This window comes from Nocardia sp. NPDC049149, assembly GCF_043197455.1.
In the GTDB taxonomy this organism is placed as follows: Bacteria; Actinomycetota; Actinomycetes; order Mycobacteriales; family Mycobacteriaceae; genus Nocardia.
Window position 1 is genome coordinate 607,349 of the sequence record NZ_JBICTD010000002.1, and the last position, 17,823, is coordinate 625,171.

The 17,823-nt window shown below is 68.6% G+C and carries 10 protein-coding genes; 6 read left to right on the forward strand and 4 right to left on the reverse strand.

The features are described 5' to 3' along the window. Window positions 1-3 precede the first annotated feature (3 nt). Entirely contained in the window at window positions 4-2,517 is a 2,514-nt protein-coding gene (locus ACGFNJ_RS08530; protein ID WP_393444925.1) for an AAA family ATPase, read from the reverse strand. A gap of 325 nt (window positions 2,518-2,842) precedes the next feature. Here ACGFNJ_RS08530 and ACGFNJ_RS08535 point away from each other — a divergent pair, with 325 nt between their 5' ends. From ACGFNJ_RS08535 to ACGFNJ_RS08550, 4 genes are all read left to right on the forward strand, one after another. Further along, window positions 2,843-5,716, forward strand: a complete 2,874-nt coding sequence (locus tag ACGFNJ_RS08535; protein ID WP_393444928.1) for a DUF5691 domain-containing protein — start codon at window positions 2,843-2,845, stop codon at window positions 5,714-5,716. Further along, entirely contained in the window at window positions 5,713-6,813 is a 1,101-nt protein-coding gene (locus ACGFNJ_RS08540; RefSeq protein ID WP_393444930.1) for an AAA family ATPase, read from the forward strand. Before ACGFNJ_RS08535 ends, ACGFNJ_RS08540 begins: the two co-directional genes overlap by 4 nt. 105 nt (window positions 6,814-6,918) lie before the next feature. Next, window positions 6,919-9,642, forward strand: a complete 2,724-nt coding sequence (locus ACGFNJ_RS08545) for a DUF5682 family protein (RefSeq protein ID WP_393444932.1) — start codon at window positions 6,919-6,921, stop codon at window positions 9,640-9,642. Beyond that, window positions 9,639-10,799 (forward strand): VWA domain-containing protein, encoded by a 1,161-nt coding sequence (locus tag ACGFNJ_RS08550; RefSeq protein WP_393444934.1) that lies wholly within the window; start codon window positions 9,639-9,641, stop codon window positions 10,797-10,799. The genes ACGFNJ_RS08545 and ACGFNJ_RS08550 overlap by 4 nt, the downstream gene beginning before the upstream one ends. 1,674 nt (window positions 10,800-12,473) lie before the next feature. Here ACGFNJ_RS08550 and ACGFNJ_RS08555 read toward each other — a convergent pair. The 3 genes from ACGFNJ_RS08555 to ACGFNJ_RS08565 all read right to left on the reverse strand — a co-directional run bounded on the left by ACGFNJ_RS08555 (window position 12,474) and on the right by ACGFNJ_RS08565 (window position 16,303). Then, window positions 12,474-15,008 (reverse strand): ABC transporter permease, encoded by a 2,535-nt coding sequence (locus ACGFNJ_RS08555; protein ID WP_393444936.1) that lies wholly within the window; start codon window positions 15,006-15,008, stop codon window positions 12,474-12,476. After that, window positions 15,008-15,784, reverse strand: coding sequence for an ABC transporter ATP-binding protein (locus tag ACGFNJ_RS08560; RefSeq protein ID WP_069164006.1), 777 nt, complete (start codon window positions 15,782-15,784; stop codon window positions 15,008-15,010). The genes ACGFNJ_RS08555 and ACGFNJ_RS08560 overlap by 1 nt, the downstream gene beginning before the upstream one ends. Window positions 15,785-15,865: 81 nt before the next feature. Next, the gene (locus ACGFNJ_RS08565) at window positions 15,866-16,303 is read right to left on the reverse strand and encodes a MarR family winged helix-turn-helix transcriptional regulator (protein WP_393444939.1); all 438 of its coding nucleotides are present in this window, start codon (window positions 16,301-16,303) and stop codon (window positions 15,866-15,868) included. 38 nt (window positions 16,304-16,341) lie between these two features. Here ACGFNJ_RS08565 and ACGFNJ_RS08570 point away from each other — a divergent pair, with 38 nt between their 5' ends. Further along, window positions 16,342-17,448, forward strand: a complete 1,107-nt coding sequence (locus tag ACGFNJ_RS08570; RefSeq protein ID WP_393444941.1) for a substrate-binding domain-containing protein — start codon at window positions 16,342-16,344, stop codon at window positions 17,446-17,448. A gap of 94 nt (window positions 17,449-17,542) precedes the next feature. Next, the gene (locus ACGFNJ_RS08575) at window positions 17,543-17,821 is read left to right on the forward strand and encodes an FmdB family zinc ribbon protein (protein WP_393444943.1); all 279 of its coding nucleotides are present in this window, start codon (window positions 17,543-17,545) and stop codon (window positions 17,819-17,821) included. Window positions 17,822-17,823 lie beyond the last annotated feature (2 nt).

Here is a 17,823-nt window from a genome sequence, read left to right on the forward strand (position 1 = left end):
CGGTCACCGCGCCAGCCATGCGACGAATTTCTCGGTCTCCGTGATCAATTCGCGCATGCTGCGCCCGATCGGCACATGCGCGCCCGCGGTGGCGTCCCGCAAAGCGTCGACCACCCACCTGCCTTCGCGCGCGATGAGATGTTTGTTGAGATCGTCGACCTTGCCGCCGACTCCCATCACCGCGAGCGCGACCTTCGCCCTGGTGGATTGCGCGCCATCGATGTGACGTTCCACGTCACGATGATTCATCCCCTCGGCCAGCAGGGTGCGCCTGGCCCGCGCCAAACTCGCGGCCTCGACGGCGGAACGGCAACAGGTGGCGACCAATTCGTCCGCGATGGCCTCCGGCAGCTGCGGCGTGCGCACCAAAGCCCGTGCGTCGTCGAGGTAGCGGCGGACCGGATCGCTGGACACGCGCACCTCGACCACCGAGCGATCCCGCCGCTGCACCTCGAGCACGGTGGCGTCGAGCTGCATCCGGCGCACCGCCTCGGCCAGCCGCTCGTCATGGGTGAACACGACGACCTGCCTGGTCCACGCGACCGCGGCAAGCACCCTGGCCAGGCCGTCCACCTTCGCCGGGTCCATCGCCTGCACCGGATCGTCGATCATCACGAAGCGGAACGGGCTCTCCTCGACCGTCGCCCTCGGCAGGAACAGCGACAACCCGAGCGCATGCAGCTCGCCCTGGCTCATCACGCCGAGCGCGGCGCCGTCGACCTCGTCGACCGTGACGTCGAGCAGCACCCGGCGGGCCGTTCCCGCGTTGCCCTGCAAGCGAATCGCGCCGAGCTCCACATTGCTCTGCTGGCGCAGCGTGTGCCAGACCCAGCGCGCCGTGGTCTCCAGCGGCGTCATGCGTTCCCCGCGCAGGCCTGCGGTCGCCGACTTGAGCCATTCCTCGGCCTTCTTGACGGTGCGTAGTTCGGCCGCGTGCGCGGCTACCTCGCGCGCACCCTCCAGCCAGCTCTTGATCCGTGGCACCAGCGGCGTCCACACCTCGTCGAGGCGGTCGAGCTCCTTGCGGGTGCCCTGCTGCACCAGGTCGAGTTCGTCGACGAGCCTGGCGTGCGCGCCGCGCAGCCGGTCCGGCAGATCGACGGTGTAGTCCGCGGAGGTCAGCGCGGCCCAGTCGGCCCAGGCCCTGCGGACCGCTGCGGTGTCCACCGAGGGCGGGTTGCGCGGGTCAAAATCCAGTTCCGGCGGAACAAGATCCGGCAGCGACCTGGCAGCGCGCAAGGCTCGACCGAGTTCGGTGCGGGCGGTGGTGAGCGCGTCCACTCTGGCGGCGAGCGTCTCGATCGAGGCGTCGGCCGCGCGCGCCCACTCCTCGTCCAGATCGCCGCGGCCGCACACCGGGCACGGGCACGCGCCGCTCGCCACGTGATGATCGCGGGCCCTGCGCAACAGTTCCAGCACCCGCAGGTCCGCCTCGGCGTCCGCGGTGGCGCCGCGGGTCAGCGCCGTGCCGCAGGCCGCGAGCCGCGTGGCCACCTCGGCGACCTCCGCCGCGGTGGGCAGCGTGAGCCGGACGATGGCGCGCAGACCGGCGGGACCGCCCGGATCGTCGAAGGTGCCGATCACCTCGCGCCCGACCGCGGTGAGGTCCGGCTGCGCGGGTCGCAGCAGCCCGGTCACCCGAACGGCGCGGTCGTCGGCCACCGAGCCGAGTGCTTCCAGCAGCTCGAGCCGCTCCTGGCGGGAATCCCGCACGGCGCGTTCCAATTCCAGGCGGCGCAGGCGAATCCGCTCCTGCGCCAAGGTCAGTTCGTCGAGGCCGAGGAGTTGGTGCAGCGCGTCGAACAGGTCGCTCGGCTTGCCGTCGACCAGCGCGCCGAGCTCGCTGTAGGACAGGAACGGGCGGTACAGCTCCAGCCGTCCTGCCCAGCGTTCCATATCGAAAGACCTTGGCGCGGCGGGCGGATGCTGTTCGGTCCAGTGCGCGTCGGGCAGGTCCGCGTCGGCGGCCCACTCCTTGGCGATGGTCAGCTGCGGCTCACTGCCCGCGGTGAGCAACTCGACCTCGATGCGTGCGGTGTCGCCGTCGTGCAGGTTGCGCCAGCCCTCGCGCCAGGCCGCGGATCGTCCGTCCCAGCGGCGATTTCCGCCGGTGAACACGAGCTCGGCGGCCTCGGCGAAGCTGGATTTACCGCTGCCGTTGCGGCCGACGACCAGGGTGAGACCGGGCCCCGGCGGCAGTTGTAACTCGGCCTCGGGGCCGATGCCGCGGAATCCACGCACCCGAATGGCGCGCAGGAAGATGCCGGAATCGTCGAATGTCGTTGTCCGCTCGTCGTTCTCGCCGCCGCCGAGGGCGCGCAATACGGTGCGGACCACCGAGGGTGTCACCGAGGGATCGGCCTCGAGCCGACGCGTCACCACCTCGGTCAGCCGAGGCACCGGATCGGCGTCGGGACGCATCAGGTCGAAACCCCCTCCACCACCGAGCCGCCACACGTCCTCCGATCCGTGCGCGGCGCCACTGTCGAAGCTGTGCGAAACGCTACCCGATCGCATCGAATTCGCCCACCGGAGGTGAGACCTCCGGCAACCGTGCGAATCTGCCCACGGGGCTGGATATGGCCATCGAAACGGCTGGGGCCGCGCCTCGATGTCCACCCCTCGCCAGCCCCGGCGGGCAGCTCGATGGTGTATCACCCAGTATGGATGGTTCGGTCGAGCCGAACAGGACAGAATGCCAGAGAACGCCCATGCACGCAAGATGTTTTTGCGATCGAATCCCCTGGCGGCGCAGTAATTTCCGTGTGAACCACCCGGGGGCGGCGCGGCACTTGTCGGTGGCCTGGGGTAGAAATCCGGTCAACCGAGGAACGGGGGAAAGATGACGCGCTGGAGCGAGGACCAGGTCACGGCGCTCGCGCCGGATGCGAGCTCGCTGTCTGCCGCGCGCAAGCTCGCGGGCCGCTGGCGCGGCGCCGGGCAACACGAGACCGCGCTGTGGGGACTGTGTCAGGGCAGCGGCGCCAAGCCGTATCAGACGATCGTCGATCTGGCCGGGCCCGCGTACAAGTGCTCGTGTCCCAGCCGCAAGTTTCCGTGCAAGCACGCGCTGTCGCTGTTGCTGGAATGGGCGATGGGCCGGGTCGAGCAGGCGCCGGAGATCGCCGATTACGCGGCGACCTGGATCGACGGCCGGATCGCACGGGCGACCAAGCCCGCGGCGGAAACCGCGACCCGCACGTCGAATCCGGCGACCGCCGAACAGCGGCGGGTACGGGTCACCGCCGGGCTGGAAGAGCTCGATGTCTGGCTCGGCGATCAGATCCGCACCGGGCTCGCGCAGACCGACCGCTCGTTCCGTGCCTTCGAGACGATCGCGGCCAGGATGGTCGACGCGCAGGCACCCGGTGTGGCCTCGGCGCTGCGACAGCTGCCGACCACCGTGGCGACCAGGGCCGACTGGCCGGACGCCGTGCTGAGCGAGTATGCGCGGCTGCACTTGCTGATCGCCGCGCATCGGCGGCTGGACGAGGTGCCTGCGGAGCTGCGCGCCAGTATCCGCACCCATGTCGGCTATCCGAACCCGGCCGAGGCGGTGCGCACCGAACCCGCCGTCCGGGATCGGTGGCAGGTGCTCGGCATCCGAATCAGCGAGGAGGAACGCCTCTATACCCGACGAACCTGGTTGTACGGCCGCGACTCTCGGCGCTGGGCGCTGGTGGTCGACCACTCGTTCGGGTCGCCCGCCTTTCCGGCGGATGTGCCGACGCTCGGCTTCCTCGCCGACGCCGATGTGCACTACTACCCCGGCGCCGCACCGCTGCGCGCGCTGTGGGGCGAACGGCACGGGGCGGCAACGCCTTTCACGACCCTTCCGGTAGACGAGGATCGGCCTGGCACCGTCGCCGCCGCACTCGCCGAGCACGCCGCCGCGCTCGGCGCCGATCCGTGGCTGCGCGGGTGGCCGGTGCTGCTCGCCGACGTGGTGCCGGTGCGCACCGAAAATGGTTGGTACATAGTCGGATCCGACGGGACCGCGCTGCCTGTCGCACCGTCCGAACAACCGTGGCGACTGCTCGGGGTGTCCGGCGGACATCCGGTGACGATCACGGCCGAGTGGACCGGCGCAGGCTTGCACCCGATCTCGGTGTTCAGTGCAGGCGACGTGATCGATCTGGCCAGGCTCGACGCGGCAGGCCGGAATGCACCGAATGCCCATGCGGCGCAGGCCTCGAACATCGCGGACCTCACCTCCGTCGCGCTGCTCGGCACCGCGCGCCGGGCACCCGACCAGGCCGGCCTCGCGGCGCCCGTGGCGAACGCCGCCGCGCTGCTCACCGCCGATCCGGCGCTGCGCCTGCTCGAATCCGCCGCACTCCAAGACATTTTCGCGCGCGGCGGCGTCCGCGCGACCACGGTGACCTCGCCTGCGCCCGCCGACGACGACACCCGCAGGCTGCTGCCGCATCCCGCCGCGGCCAGGCTCTCCCGCATGCTGCAGGAGCGGTCCGCGTTCCTGCCTGAATGGTTCGCCGCCGCACAGCCGCACGACTACCGCGCGCCCGACGCGCTCTGCGGACAGCTGCTCGACCACGCGAAGAGCAACGCGGAACTCCGCGAGCCGCTGCTGCGCCTCGCGGGCACCCGAGGCCGCTGGCTGGCAGGCCAGCATCCGGACTGGCGAAGCCTGATCCGGCAGCAACCTGCCGCGACACCGACGGCTGAGGTCTGGCAGTTCGGGCAGCCGCCGGAACGACGCGCCTGGCTGGCCGAGCTGCGGCGCGGCGATGCCGCCGCAGCCCGCGAAACCCTCACCGCCACATGGCCGAAGGAGTCGGGTCCGCTGAAAGCCGAGTTGCTCGCGCTCCTCGCCGATGGGCTCTCGCCCGCCGACGAGCCGCTGCTGGAGGCGGGCCTGGACGATCGGCGCGCCGACGTCCGGCGCACCGCGGCGAGCCTGCTGCCCCTGCTGCCGGATTCGGCGTTCGCGCACCGCATCGTACGACGCGCCGACGAGTGGATTCGCGTCGAACACCGCAGGATGCACGCGGAACTCGTTGTCGCCCTTCCGGACACGATGGACGCCGCCGCCAAGCGCGACGGCATCGCCGACCGCAGCGTCGAGTTCACCTACCGCTGGGGCGGCGCACCGGACACCACCGCGGGGCGGCTGCGCCAACTGGTCGCCGCGACACCGCTGCGCCACTGGTCGACCGTCCTCGGCGCCCCGGACAAAGCCGTCAAGGCGAAGATCGACGAACGCTTCCGCCAGCCGATCTTCGACGGCTGGGTGGATGCGGCGCTGGCACAGCAGGATTCGGCGTGGGCCAGGGTGTTGTTCGACGCGGGCGTGCCCACCGATCTCGCCATGCTGCGCCGACGCGAGCTGTTCGGGCTGCTCCCGCAGGCCGACCGAACCAGACACCTGCTCGACCTGGACGGCTCCTGGCTCTCCGAGATCGAGGCGCTGCTGCCCGCGATGGGTCATCCGTGGCCGGAACCGCTGGCACAGCACCTGATCCTGTTGCTCTTCGAACGGGCTCGCGCCGCGGCGCGGCGGCCGGAAGCACACGGCAACACCCCGAACGCGCACCGCTCGCTGCTGGCCATCGCCTCGGTGCACCTGCCCCTCGTCGCCGCGGACGCAGCAGCCGTGGTTGCCCGCCGCTGCGGCGATCCCGCCTGGGAGCGGGCCTTCGACCAGCTCGCCCATGACCTCACCCACCGCTCGATGATGCTCGAGGAGTTGCAATGACCACCACCGACGTGACGCCCGACCTGCTGCGTCCGCACGCCGAACAGGCCTATGCCGAGGAACTGCGCGCCCTCGCGGCCGTCGACGATCGCCCACGTCCGCCGTCCTGGCAGCTGTCCCCCTGGGCGGTTGTCACCTACCTGCTCGGCGGCACCCTCGACGACGGCACCGTGATCAGCCCCAAGTACGTGGGGCCACGCAGGCTGATGGAGGTCGCGGTCGCGACACTGGCGACCGACCGCGCCCTGCTGCTGCTCGGTGTGCCGGGCACCGCCAAAACCTGGGTATCGGAACATCTTTCGGCCGCCATCTGCGGGCAGTCGACCCTGCTCGTCCAGGGCACGTCCGGCACGGCGGAGGAGGCGATCCGCTACGGCTGGAACTATGCACGGCTGCTCGCCGAGGGGCCGAGCGAAGGCGCGCTGGTGCCCTCGCCGGTGATGACCGCGATGCGCGGCGGGGCGATCGCCAGGATCGAGGAGCTCACCCGCATCCCGTCCGACGTGCAGGACGCGCTGATCACCGTGCTGTCCGAAAAGACGCTGCCGGTACCCGAACTCGGCATGGAAGTGCAGGCGACCAAGGGCTTCAACGTGATCGCCACCGCCAACGACCGCGACCGCGGCGTGAACGAGCTGTCCTCCGCCCTGCGCCGCCGCTTCAACACCGTCGTGCTGCCGCTGCCCGCCAGCGAAGACGAAGAGGTCGCCATCGTCAGCCGCCGCGTCGAACAACTCGGCGCCGCACTGGAGCTCCCCGAAATCCCGGCCGCCGCCGAGGAAGTCCGGCGCGTGGTGCGCGTCTTCCGCGAACTCCGCTCCGGCATCACCGCCGACGGCCGCACCAAACTCAAATCCCCCTCCGGCACCCTGTCCACCGCCGAAGCGATCTCGGTGATCACCAACGGCATCGCCCTGTCCGTCCACTTCGGCGACGGCATCCTGCGCGCCGCCGACATCGCGGGCGCGGTCCTCGGTTCGGTGATCAAGGACCCGGTCGCCGACGCCGTCGTCTGGACCGAATACCTGGAAGCTGTTGTCCGCGAACGCCCCGACTGGTCGGACTTCTACCGCGCCTGCCGCGAGGTCAGCAGGTAGTCGTGCACAGCGCAGGCGAACACGGTCGGCGACACCCGAGGTCCGAAGGTGCCGTCGACCGCGCAATGGACCACGACACAAGTCAGGCAGGAAGGGGGTGACGCGATGACCACTGCAGACAACATCACGGCGGCCGAGAACGGCACGACAACGCACACCGCAGCGGCGAGCGCCCCAGAGGCGACCGGCGCTGCGGCAGGCGGCACGAAGAACGCCGGCGCGGACGAAGCTGGCTCCGCGCCCGGCAGCACGGAGTCAACCACCCCGGCCACGGCCAGCGGCACAGACACAACCAGCCCCGCCACGGCTGGCGGTGCGGCGGGCAGCGCGGAGACTTTCACCGCGGCATCGGGCAGCGCGACGAAGGGCTCGGTGACGCGCGTGTTCGGGATCCGGCATCATGGTCCTGGGTCGGCGCGGTCACTTCGGTTGGCGTTGGAGGCTTTTCGGCCCGACACCATTCTGATCGAAGGTCCGGCCGATGCTGATCCGCTGGTCGGATATGTGGCTGCGGCGGGAATGGCGCCACCGGTTGCGTTGCTGGCCTACGTGCCCGATACCCCGGCGACCGCAGCGTTTTGGCCGTACGCGGTGTTCTCGCCGGAGTGGCAGGCATTGCAGTATGCCGTGGAACACGAAGTGCCCGTGCGCTTCTGCGATCTGCCCGCCACCACGGTGCTGGCCGCAGAGGACGAACCGGGCGATCGCTTCGATCCGCTCAGCACGCTGGCCGCGGCAGGCGGCTACGACGATGCCGAGCGCTGGTGGGACGCGGTTGTCGAATCCACTCCCGACGCAGCGGCTTTCGATGCCATCACCGAGGCCATGGCGGCGCTGCGTGAAGCTGCTGACGATGGTCACGCAGGTGCTCCCTCGAAACCAGACCTCGAGCCTGGACAGAGCCCGACTGCCGGAGAACCGTCCCTCCGAGACCAGTCCCCTTCGCGGCGCGGCTCGGACACCACCGAATCCGGCTCGGGGGCAGACCGATCCGCAGACCCGAACGCCGGGGACGTCGACGCGCACTCGGCGGCGATCAGCGACCACTCGGAAGGGGCAGCGGCCGATTCGGTCGCCGAGGCGGTGGCCGACATCATCGAGCCGGAGCCGGTTCCGCTCGATCCTGTCCGCATCGACGCGCACACGTTGCGGCGTGAGGCGTTCATGCGGCAGACGATGCGCAAGGCGGTCAAGGACGGCGCGCGGCGGCTCGCGGTGGTGTGCGGCGCGTGGCATGCACCGGCGCTTGCGGGCAAGCTCGGGCCTGCGACGGCGGATACCGCGCTGTTGAAAGGGCTTCCGAAGACCAAGGCCACGCTGACGTGGGTGCCGTGGACGCATTCGCGGCTCGCTACGACCTCGGGGTACGGGGCGGGCATCACCTCGCCGGGCTGGTATCACCATCTGTTCACCGAGACCGAGCGGCCGATCGTCCGCTGGCTCACGAAGGTGGCCGGCGTGCTGCGCGCCCACGATCTGCCGGTGTCGAGCGCGCACATCATCGAGGCGGTCCGGCTCGCCGAGACGCTCGCCGCGCTGCGCGGCCGCCCGCTGGCCGGGCTGTCGGAGGTCACCGAGGCCACCAGGGCGGTGATGTGCGCGGGTGACGAGACGATGTTGCGGCTGGTGGTCAACGAACTCGTGATCGGCGAGGCGCTCGGCACCGTGCCGGAGGGCACGCCGACCGTACCGCTGGACGCCGACCTGCGCGCGCGGATCCGTTCGCTGCGCATGAAGCAGGAGGCGTTGTCGCGGACCATCGATCTCGACCTGCGCAAAGAGCGCGAGGTCGAGCGCTCCCGCCTGCTGCATCGGCTGCGGGTGCTCGACATTCCGTGGGGCACGCTGACCACCAGCGAGGTGCGCAGCACCGGCACCTTCCGCGAGACCTGGACGCTCGAATGGCGTCCGGAGTACGCCATTTCGATCATCGAGGCGTCGCGGTGGGGCACCACCGTCGGCACCGCCGCCGAGGCGAAGATTCTGGATACCGCGAGCCGTACGGACAGCACCGTCGGCGAGCTGACCGCCGCGCTGGAGGTGGCGCTGCTCGCCGATCTCGGCGGTGCCACCGACGGTTTGATCACCCGGCTGGAATCCGCGGCCGCCCTCGATCACGACATCACCCACCTGCTCGCCGCGCTACCCGGTCTGATCAGGACGTTGCGCTACGGCGATGTCCGAGGCACCGACACCAAGGCGCTCGCGCACGTCGCCGACGGCCTGCTCGTCCGCGTCTGCGCAGGCCTCCCCGGCGCTGTCACCGGTCTCGACACCGACGCGGCCACCGAGTTCCGCGCGCTCCTCGACGCGGCACACACCGCCATCCACACCCGCGACGACGGCTGGGCCACCACGGAATGGCTCGGTGCGCTGCGCAAGCTCGCCGACCGGGACGACGTGCACGGCGCACTCGTCGGCCGGGCCGTCCGGCTGCTCTGCGACGCGGGCATCATCGACGACATCGATTCCGCCCGTAGGCTTTCCGCCGCCCTGTCGGTCGGCAACACCGCCGCGGCCAAGGCCGCATGGGTGGACGGCTTCCTCGGCGGCCGCGGGCTGTTGCTCGTGCACGACCGAGAGTTGTTGCACCTCATCGACGCATGGCTGCGTGACCTGCGCGAAGACCAGTTCGTCGAGACACTTCCGCTGCTGCGCCGCACCTTCGGCGCGTTCGAGCCCGGCGAGCGACGCGCCATCGGACAGGCCGTGCGCAAGGGCGGCGCCGTCTCGACTGCCGCGGGCACGAGCGCCGACGGCCAGTTCGATCTCGAGCGCGGCAGCATCGCCTTGCGCACCGCCGCGGAAATCCTAGGAGTACCGGTATGAACACTGTCGACGAAACCCAGGCTCGGCGTTGGCGTTTGGTCCTCGGCACGGCCGCCGAGGAAGGGCTCGGCGGGCTCGGCTCCGCCGACGATCTCGCGATGGACCGGGCACTGTCCGCGCTGTACAACGACGACGAGCGCGGCTCGGACAAGCGGTCCGGCGGCCTCCAGGGTTCCGCGCCTCGGGTGGCGCGCTGGCTCGGCGATATCCGCAACTACTTCCCGTCCACCGTGGTCGAGGTGATGCAACGCGACGCGGTGCAGCGGCTGAACCTCACCCAACTGCTGCTCGAGCCCGAGCTGCTCGAGGCGGTCGAGCCCGACGTGCATCTGGTCGGCACGCTGTTGAGCCTGAACCGGGTGATGCCCGAAACCACCAAGGCCACGGCCCGTCTGGTGGTGGAGAAGGTGGTGCGCGAGATCGAGCAGCGCATCGCCGCGCAGACCGTCGCCGCCATTTCCGGCGCGTTGAATCGGGCCGCCCGCATCTCGCGGCCCCGGCTGCGCGATATCGACTGGGACCGCACTATTCGCAAGAACCTGGCCAACTACCTGCCCGAGCATCGCACCGTCGTGCCCGAGCGGCTGGTCGGCTACGGCCGCAAAGCCCAAGCGGTGCAACGCGATGTCGTGCTCGCCATCGATCAATCCGGTTCGATGGCGGCCAGCGTCGTCTACGCCTCGATCTTCGGCGCCGTGCTCGCCTCCATGCGCTCGCTGAAGACGTCGCTCGTCGTGTTCGACACCGAGGTCGTCGATCTCACCGAGAAGCTCGATGATCCCGTCGACGTGCTGTTCGGCACCCAACTCGGCGGCGGCACCGACATCAACCGTGCCATCGCCTACTCGCAGTCGCTGATCACCCGCCCCACCGACACCCTCTTCGTCCTCATCTCCGACCTCTATGAGGGCGGCGTCCGCGACGAAATGCTGCGCCGCGTCAACGCCATGAAGGAATCCGGGGTCCAGGTGGTCGTCCTGCTCGCGCTCTCCGACGAGGGCGCTCCCGCCTTCGACCACGACAACGCCGCCGCCTTGGCCGCGCTCGGCGTCCCCGCGTTCGCCTGCACCCCCGACAAATTCCCCGACCTACTCGCCGTGGCCCTCGACCACGGCGACCTCCAGTCGTGGGCCAACCGCAACACCAGCCACAGCTGAGGCGGTCTGCCGATCGCCGTTACGGCGAGGCGATCTCAGGCCGACAAACTGACGATCCCCTGGACCAGACTGAGGAAGGTCACGGCAATGCCGAGCAAGGTGCCGAGAGTGCTGAAGGGTTCCACAGGGCTCCTATCTGAACGAGCGAACAGACAGCTCCGCCGATAGTACGACAGAGTCGACAGCGGTCCGCCCGTTCGGCGGTTCGCCGCACGGGAAGTTTTCAGCTGGTCACCATGGGTTCGGCGGCAATACGACCCGCGAATCCCGTGCCGCCGCCGACGCGGGAGCAAGCTTGGAATGCAGCAGCGCGGCCAGCACCAGCAACCCAGTCGCGAAGTTGGTGTCCAGCCAGTAGTGGTTACCGGCCCCGACGACGACCAGCGTGTACTGACCGGGTCAGGCGAGCGCCAACCAGAAACGCGCACCCAGCCGTGAGTCCGCACCCCCACTGTGAATCCGCACCCCTTCTAACAGCCCAGAACCAGTGCGGATCCCAAGAACGAGTGCGGATCCGAAGCCTCCGATCTTGAAACCCCCGCAGCCGCACACCTCCTGTCTTCCCGCACACGATCTGGCATGCAAAATCGTGTGCGGAAAGACAGAAAGTGTGCGGCTGAGAGTCTTTGATCTTGAATCTCTGTCTTTGATCTCGAAGTTCTCGAAACGAGAGCACAGCCAAGTAACCCGGCTGGGACAAGAGGACGCCTGAGCGACTGCGGAGGTCAGCCGGGTACGGCAGACGACGCCACCACGCCATCCGGTGCAAACCCTAGACTGCCGTACTCGTCAGGAGACCGTGGACCCGAAGGAGCTTTGCCTTCGCCGAGCCCAAAGCGGCACGTGCGCAGACCAACCCGCCCCGTGGGGCGCGGCCTCAGACGGGCGCAGCCTCAGACAGGCGCGGCTTTGGACAGGTGCGGCCTCGGACAGGTGCGGCCTCGGACAGGTGCGGCCTCAGACAGGTGCGGCCTCAGACAGGTGCGGCCTCAGACAGGTGCGGCCTCAGACAGGCGCGGCTTTGGACAGGCGCAGCCTCAGACAGGCGCGGCTTTGGAGGGGCGCGACTTTGGGGTTGGTGCGGGTTTTGCTGGGGCGTGTTGCGTTTGGGGTGGTGGTTTTATCCGCGGGTTGAACGGTTTCCTAGCGAGCGGGACGGTTTCGGGGTTTGCACTGGATAGCGTGGTGGCGTCGGGTGCCGTACCCGGCTGACCTCCGCTGTCAGTCACCGGTTCTCTCGTCCCAGGGCGGGTTGCTTGGCTGTGGTCCGGTTCAAAGACCTTTTCGGGGAAGTGATCTCGAGGAAAGTTGACGGGAGTCCAATGGTGGGCGTCTCGGCGTGTACTGCCGCCATAAGACTCCGCTCAACGGTGGTCAGCAACCATTTCTCTCCGCTCAACGGGTCAACAACCACATCTCTCCCGTCAACGGGGCAGCAACCACTTCTCCCGTCGATCCAGGGCTCGACGCTTCGCCGAGTTCCTCGCATACGGCTGTAGGCCCTCCAACCAAGCCCCCAAAGTGATCTCGAGGGAGGTTGACGGGAGTCCAATGGTGGGCGTCTCGGCGTGTACTGCCGCCATATGACTCCCGTCAACGGCGGTGAGCAACCATTTCACTCCCGCCAACGCGGACCGGCCGCCACCTTCCTGGCACCGATGGGGCAACAGCCAATTACATGTCCGCGATGGCTGCCAAGGGTGGGGTGCGGGCGGCGCGGACGGCGGGCCAGAGGGCGGCGAGTACACCGACCACGGCGGAGCTCACCAGGACCAGGACCAGTTGCGACCATGGGACTGCGATCTGGTCCAGGCCGAGGTCGCGTAGGGTGCGCAGGAATCCGACGCCGAGGCCGAGGCCGAGCACCACGCCGATGATCGCGCCGAACACCGCGATCAGCATGGACTCCAGGTAGATGGTTCGCCGGACCTGGGTTCGCTGCATGCCGACCGCACGCAGCATGCCGATCTCGCGACGCCGCTCGACCACCGACAACGCCAACGTGTTGACGATGCCGAGGATCGCGATCACCACCGCCAACGCGAGTAGTCCGTACAGGATGGCGAGCAGGGTGTTGATCTGTTTGCCTTGCGCCCCTTTGAATTCCTCGCGGTCCATGACCTGGACCACGACGAACGGCTCGACCACCTTCTCCAGATCGGTGCGCATCTCCCCGATATTCGCGCCGGGCTTGGCGGTGACCAGCACCACGATGTTGCTCTGGAAGTTGACCGGCACAACCTCTTTGAACACGACTGGCGACACCACGAACGCGCCGAGCATCGGCGTCTTGCGGTAGATGCCGGTGACGGTGAGCGGGACCTTCTTGCCGTCGAAACTGGTCGGCGAGATCTGCTGGCCGACCGACCAACCGCGCTTCTTCGCTTCGTCCTCGGAAATCAGCACGTCCCGGTCGCCGAGAGTGCCACTGCCGCGCACTATTTCGTAGTTCAACGCCCGATCGAGCTGACCGTCCGGCGAGGTGCCGCCGATCTGATCGTCCGTGCCGATGCGGAAGCCGACACCTCGGATGCCGACGACGTCGGCGACGCCGGGCACCGACTTGCGGATATCGTCGGCGACGGAGAACGGCACGCCGACGAATTGCTGTCCGGCGAGCACGTATTCGGACTTCACGCCCTTGTCCACCAGCACACCGACGCTCGCCTTCGCCGAGGCGCCGAGCATGCCGATCGCGGTGACCAGCATCAGCCCGAGGGTGAGCGCGAAAGCCGTTGCGGCGGTGCGGCGCGGGTTGCCCGAGGCATTGTTGCGCGCCATCCGGCCGATCGGACCGAACGGGCGCAACAGCGCGCCGAGCCCGGTGACCACCGGCCGCGAGAACGCGGGCGCGGCGAGCAGCACCGCGAGAATCAAGGCGAGCGCGCCGATGCCGACGGTGATCGCCGCGTCGCCACCGGTGGATTGCGCACCGACCACGACGAACCCGATGCCGACCAGCGCGAGCAGCACGCCGATCAGCGTCCGCAGCCGCAACGACTCACCGGCGGAAGCGAATTCCTCCCGCATCGCCTGCACGGGTGGGATCCGCGCCGCCCGCCGCGCAGGCGCGTAGGCGCTGGCCACGGTGACGAGCAAGCCGACAAGCAAGCCGACCACGATGGTGCGCGGCAGCACCGCCATCGATCCGGTGGGCAGGCCGAGGTCGAAGGCGTTGAGCACCGCCGACAACCCGTACGCCAGACCGACGCCGCCAGCCAAACCTATTGCGCTGCCGATCAATCCGATGACGAACGCCTCAGCGACCACCGACCGCCCCACCTGTTGCCGGCTTGCGCCGACCGCGCGCAGCAGCGCGAGTTCCCGCAGTCGTTGCGCGACGATCATGGAGAAGGTGTTGTAGATGATGAAGGTGCCGACGATCAGCGCGATGGCGCCGAAGGCGAGCAGGAAGTAGTTGATGAAGTTGAGTGCGTTGGAGATCTCCTTCTTGATGTCCGCACGCACCTGATCGCCGTTCTGCACCTTGTAGCCGGGTAGGTCCTTGGCCAGCCGGTCCCGCAGGTCGTCGGCTGCCGTGCCGGGGGCGGCGGCGATGTCGGCGTAGGCCACGTACAACCCGTTGGTGAACAGCTTGCGCGCCTGCACATCATCGAACAGCACGCCGATGAAACCGCCGGTGTCCGAAGGCACTTGATAGATGCCGGTGAGCGTGACGTCGATGGGGACGCCCTGCGACGGGATCATCACCTTGGTGTGATCACCGACCTTCAGCCCGGCCCGTTCGGCGCCTCCGGTGTTGATCGCGATCTCGCCGGACTTCGAAGGCGGCACCCCTTCGACGAACTTGTCGGGCTCGGTGACCGCCTGGCCCGGCGGCAGATACGACTGGCCGAAGGTCGGCGCGCCCCCGGTCTGCACCGCCTTCTTGCCGTCGGGTGTGAGCAGAATGACGATGCCGTTCGCGCTGGACGCGACCGTGCGCACGCCGGGGTACTTCTTCAGCTCGTCCACGACATTGTTCGGAACCCCTTGGCCCTGTCGCTCTTTGGGGCCGACCCTGACATCGACACCCTTTGCCTGACCCGCGAAGATGCCGTCGAAGGTGCGCTGCAGCGTATCGGTGAAGACGAACGAGCCCGCGATGAACGCGGTCCCGAGCACCACCGACAGCACCGTGAGCGCCAGCCGTACTTTGTGTGCGGCGAGATTGCGCAAGGCAACCTTGCGCATCGGACTTCCGGCCATCACGCCTGCTCCAGTGCCTTCATCCGGTCCAGCACGGTGTCCGCGGTCGGATCACGCATCTCGTTGACGATCTTTCCGTCGCCGAGGAACACCACCCGGTCGGCGAACCCGGCGGCGTGCGGTTCGTGCGTCACGATCACCACCGTCTGCTCGAATTCGTCGACGGCGGCCCGCAGGATCGACAGCACCTCCCCGGAGGCGCGCGAGTCGAGGTTGCCGGTCGGCTCGTCGCCGAAAATGATCTCCGGCTTGCCTGCCAGCGCTCGCGCGCACGCCACGCGTTGCTGCTGGCCACCGGACAACTCGCTCGGCCGGTGGGTGAGCCGGTCGGTGAGGCCGAGCCGCTTCAGCACGGTGTCGAGCCAGTCCTGGTCCGGTTTGCGGCCGGCGATGTCGAGCGGCAGCGTGATGTTTTCCAGTGCCGTGAGCGTCGGGACCAGGTTGAAGGCCTGGAACACGAAGCCGATGCGGTCCCGGCGTAGTCGGGTCATCTGCTTGTCGGAGAGGCCGGCGAGGTCGGTGTCGCCGATCCGCACGGTGCCGGAGCTGGCGCTGTCGAGCCCGGCCAGGCAGTGCATCAACGTCGACTTACCGGACCCCGAAGGACCCATGATCGCCGTGAACTCTCCCTTCGCGAACTCGGCCGACACCCCGTCCAGCGCCCGTACCTGCGTATCCCCCGACCCGTAGACCTTGACCAGGTCGATTGCGCGGGCCGCGACGTCGAGCGGAACCGCCTGTTCGGCGGTGTCGGCGTCCAAAGCTTGCGAAGTCATGCACACCAGTCTTACCGCGTTCGCGCCACCGCGCCATCAGGGATTTCACCGACCGGACCGATTTTGCTGCGCGGCGAACGGTTACGTGGTAGCGGGTTCGGTGCGCAAAATGTCGACCATCGCCGCGAGTGACCTGGCCATTCGTCCATGATCGGCGGCCAGCGCGTCGAGTCCACGCTCGGCGAGCGCGCGATTCATCACCTGGTACGCCAGCAAGCCACGCCGGGTCGGAAAAACCAGGACGCGCCGACGATCGGTGTCGTCGACTTTGCGGTGCACCAGGTTGTCGGAGATCATCGCGTCGATCAACCGGGTCAAGCTGGCCCCGGTCAGCAAGCTCGCCTCGGCGAGGTGCGACATCGGGCGGCCGACACCGTCGGCCACCGCACCGAGCACGTGCCAGTTCGCGACGGACATGTCGCCGAGGCAGGCCGCGATAGCCCGGTCGAGTTCCTGCGATGCCCTGCGCACGAGTCGCGCCAACTCCTCGAGACCGGCCGGTGCGGTGCTATCGTCCACAGCAGCACTATAGCCAACCCCGTTCGGTAAATATTCAGATGGAAATATTCGGTGGTGATCCATTGCCGCGCTCGGGTTTTCGTCGTGCCACGGTCGACATCGCCCTCGTAGTGCCGCTGAGCGGACCCGCGGGCATGTTCGGACCTTCCTGTGAAGCCTGTGCCACCTTGGCCATTGGCGACATCAACGCGGCGGGCGGGATCCTCGATCGACCGGTTCGGCTGCACCCCGTCGACGCGGGCGCGCCGCTGCCCGTCCTCGCCGCGACGATCGACCGGATGATCAGCGCGGGCCGGATCGACGGTGTCGTCGGCTGGCATTTGTCCAACGCGCGCAAGGTGATCACGCCGCAGACGGCGGGCCGGGTGCCCTACGTCTACACGACGTTCTACGAGGGCGGCGAGGACTCCGACGGCGTCTACATGGTCGGCGAAACCCCGGAGCAGCAGCTCTTCCCCGCGCTGCGCTGGTTGCGCGCCGAGCACGGCATCCGGCGCTGGTGCATTGTCGGCAACGATTACGTGTGGCCGAGGGAAACCGCAAGGGCTGCCAGGGAATTCACCGCCACCACCGATATCGATATCGTCGGCCAGACCTTCGTCCCGCTCGGCGGGCGCGACTTCCGGCGCGCGCTGGAGCTGATCCGCACCACACCGGCGCAGGGCGTGCTGCTGTTCCTGGTCGGCGCCGACTGCGCCGCGTTCAATCGGGCCTTCGCCGAGGCCGGACTCGACGAAGGCAGGTTGCGGCTGAGCATGATGATCGGCGAGGACGTGCTGTACGCGGGCGGGCCGGACAGCACGCGCGGATTGTTCACCGCCAGTGGCTATTTCGAGAGCGTGGTGTCCTCGGCCGGCATGGACTTCGGGGCAAGGTACCTGCACGAGTTCGGCCCGGCCGCGCCCGCGCTCAACAACATCGGCGAATCCTGTTACGAGGGACTGCTGTTGTTCGCCTCGCTGGCCGACTCGGCCCGCAGCCTCGACTTGCGCGCCATCGAACGCAAGGCGCCGCGGGTCAGCTACGGCGGTCCACGGGGCGAGGTGCGGGTGCGCGGCGCGCACACCACCCAACCCGTCTATCTGGCCGACGCCGATGCCATGGAGTTCAGCGTGCGTGCCGAGTTGAGCTCGGCGATCCGGTAACACGAACTTCACCTTGCGGTTTCGCTGCGGCGACACCGAGGCCTTTGTATCGTCTTCATACGAAACATATTCATATGAAAATAATGAGGTCACCGTGCCCCTCTATTGGTTCCACTGCCGCGCCTGCGGCGGTTTCGATCTCGCCTTCTCGATGGCCGACGTACCGGCCGCCGCGCCGTGCCCGGAATGCGGGTCGAGCAGTAAACGACAGTTCGGCGTCGCCGCGTTGATCCGACCCGGCTCGCGCGCCGTCCGGCTGATCGATGCGACGAAACGTACCGCGAGCGAGCCGTCGGTCGTCGCGGCGCCGCCACCGCGCCGGACCGTGCCCATCACCCGAAATCCCTTGCACCGCAAACTTCCCCGCCCCTGAGA

Coding starts and splice junctions, on each gene's coding strand:
- ACGFNJ_RS08530 (WP_393444925.1), bottom strand. CDS start 2,517: ATGCGATCGGGTAGCGTTTCGCACAGCTTCGACAGTGGCGCCGCGCAC.
- ACGFNJ_RS08535 (WP_393444928.1), top strand. CDS start 2,843: ATGACGCGCTGGAGCGAGGACCAGGTCACGGCGCTCGCGCCGGATGCG.
- ACGFNJ_RS08540 (WP_393444930.1), top strand. CDS start 5,713: ATGACCACCACCGACGTGACGCCCGACCTGCTGCGTCCGCACGCCGAA.
- ACGFNJ_RS08545 (WP_393444932.1), top strand. CDS start 6,919: ATGACCACTGCAGACAACATCACGGCGGCCGAGAACGGCACGACAACG.
- ACGFNJ_RS08550 (WP_393444934.1), top strand. CDS start 9,639: ATGAACACTGTCGACGAAACCCAGGCTCGGCGTTGGCGTTTGGTCCTC.
- ACGFNJ_RS08555 (WP_393444936.1), bottom strand. CDS start 15,008: ATGGCCGGAAGTCCGATGCGCAAGGTTGCCTTGCGCAATCTCGCCGCA.
- ACGFNJ_RS08560 (WP_069164006.1), bottom strand. CDS start 15,784: ATGACTTCGCAAGCTTTGGACGCCGACACCGCCGAACAGGCGGTTCCG.
- ACGFNJ_RS08570 (WP_393444941.1), top strand. CDS start 16,342: ATGGAAATATTCGGTGGTGATCCATTGCCGCGCTCGGGTTTTCGTCGT.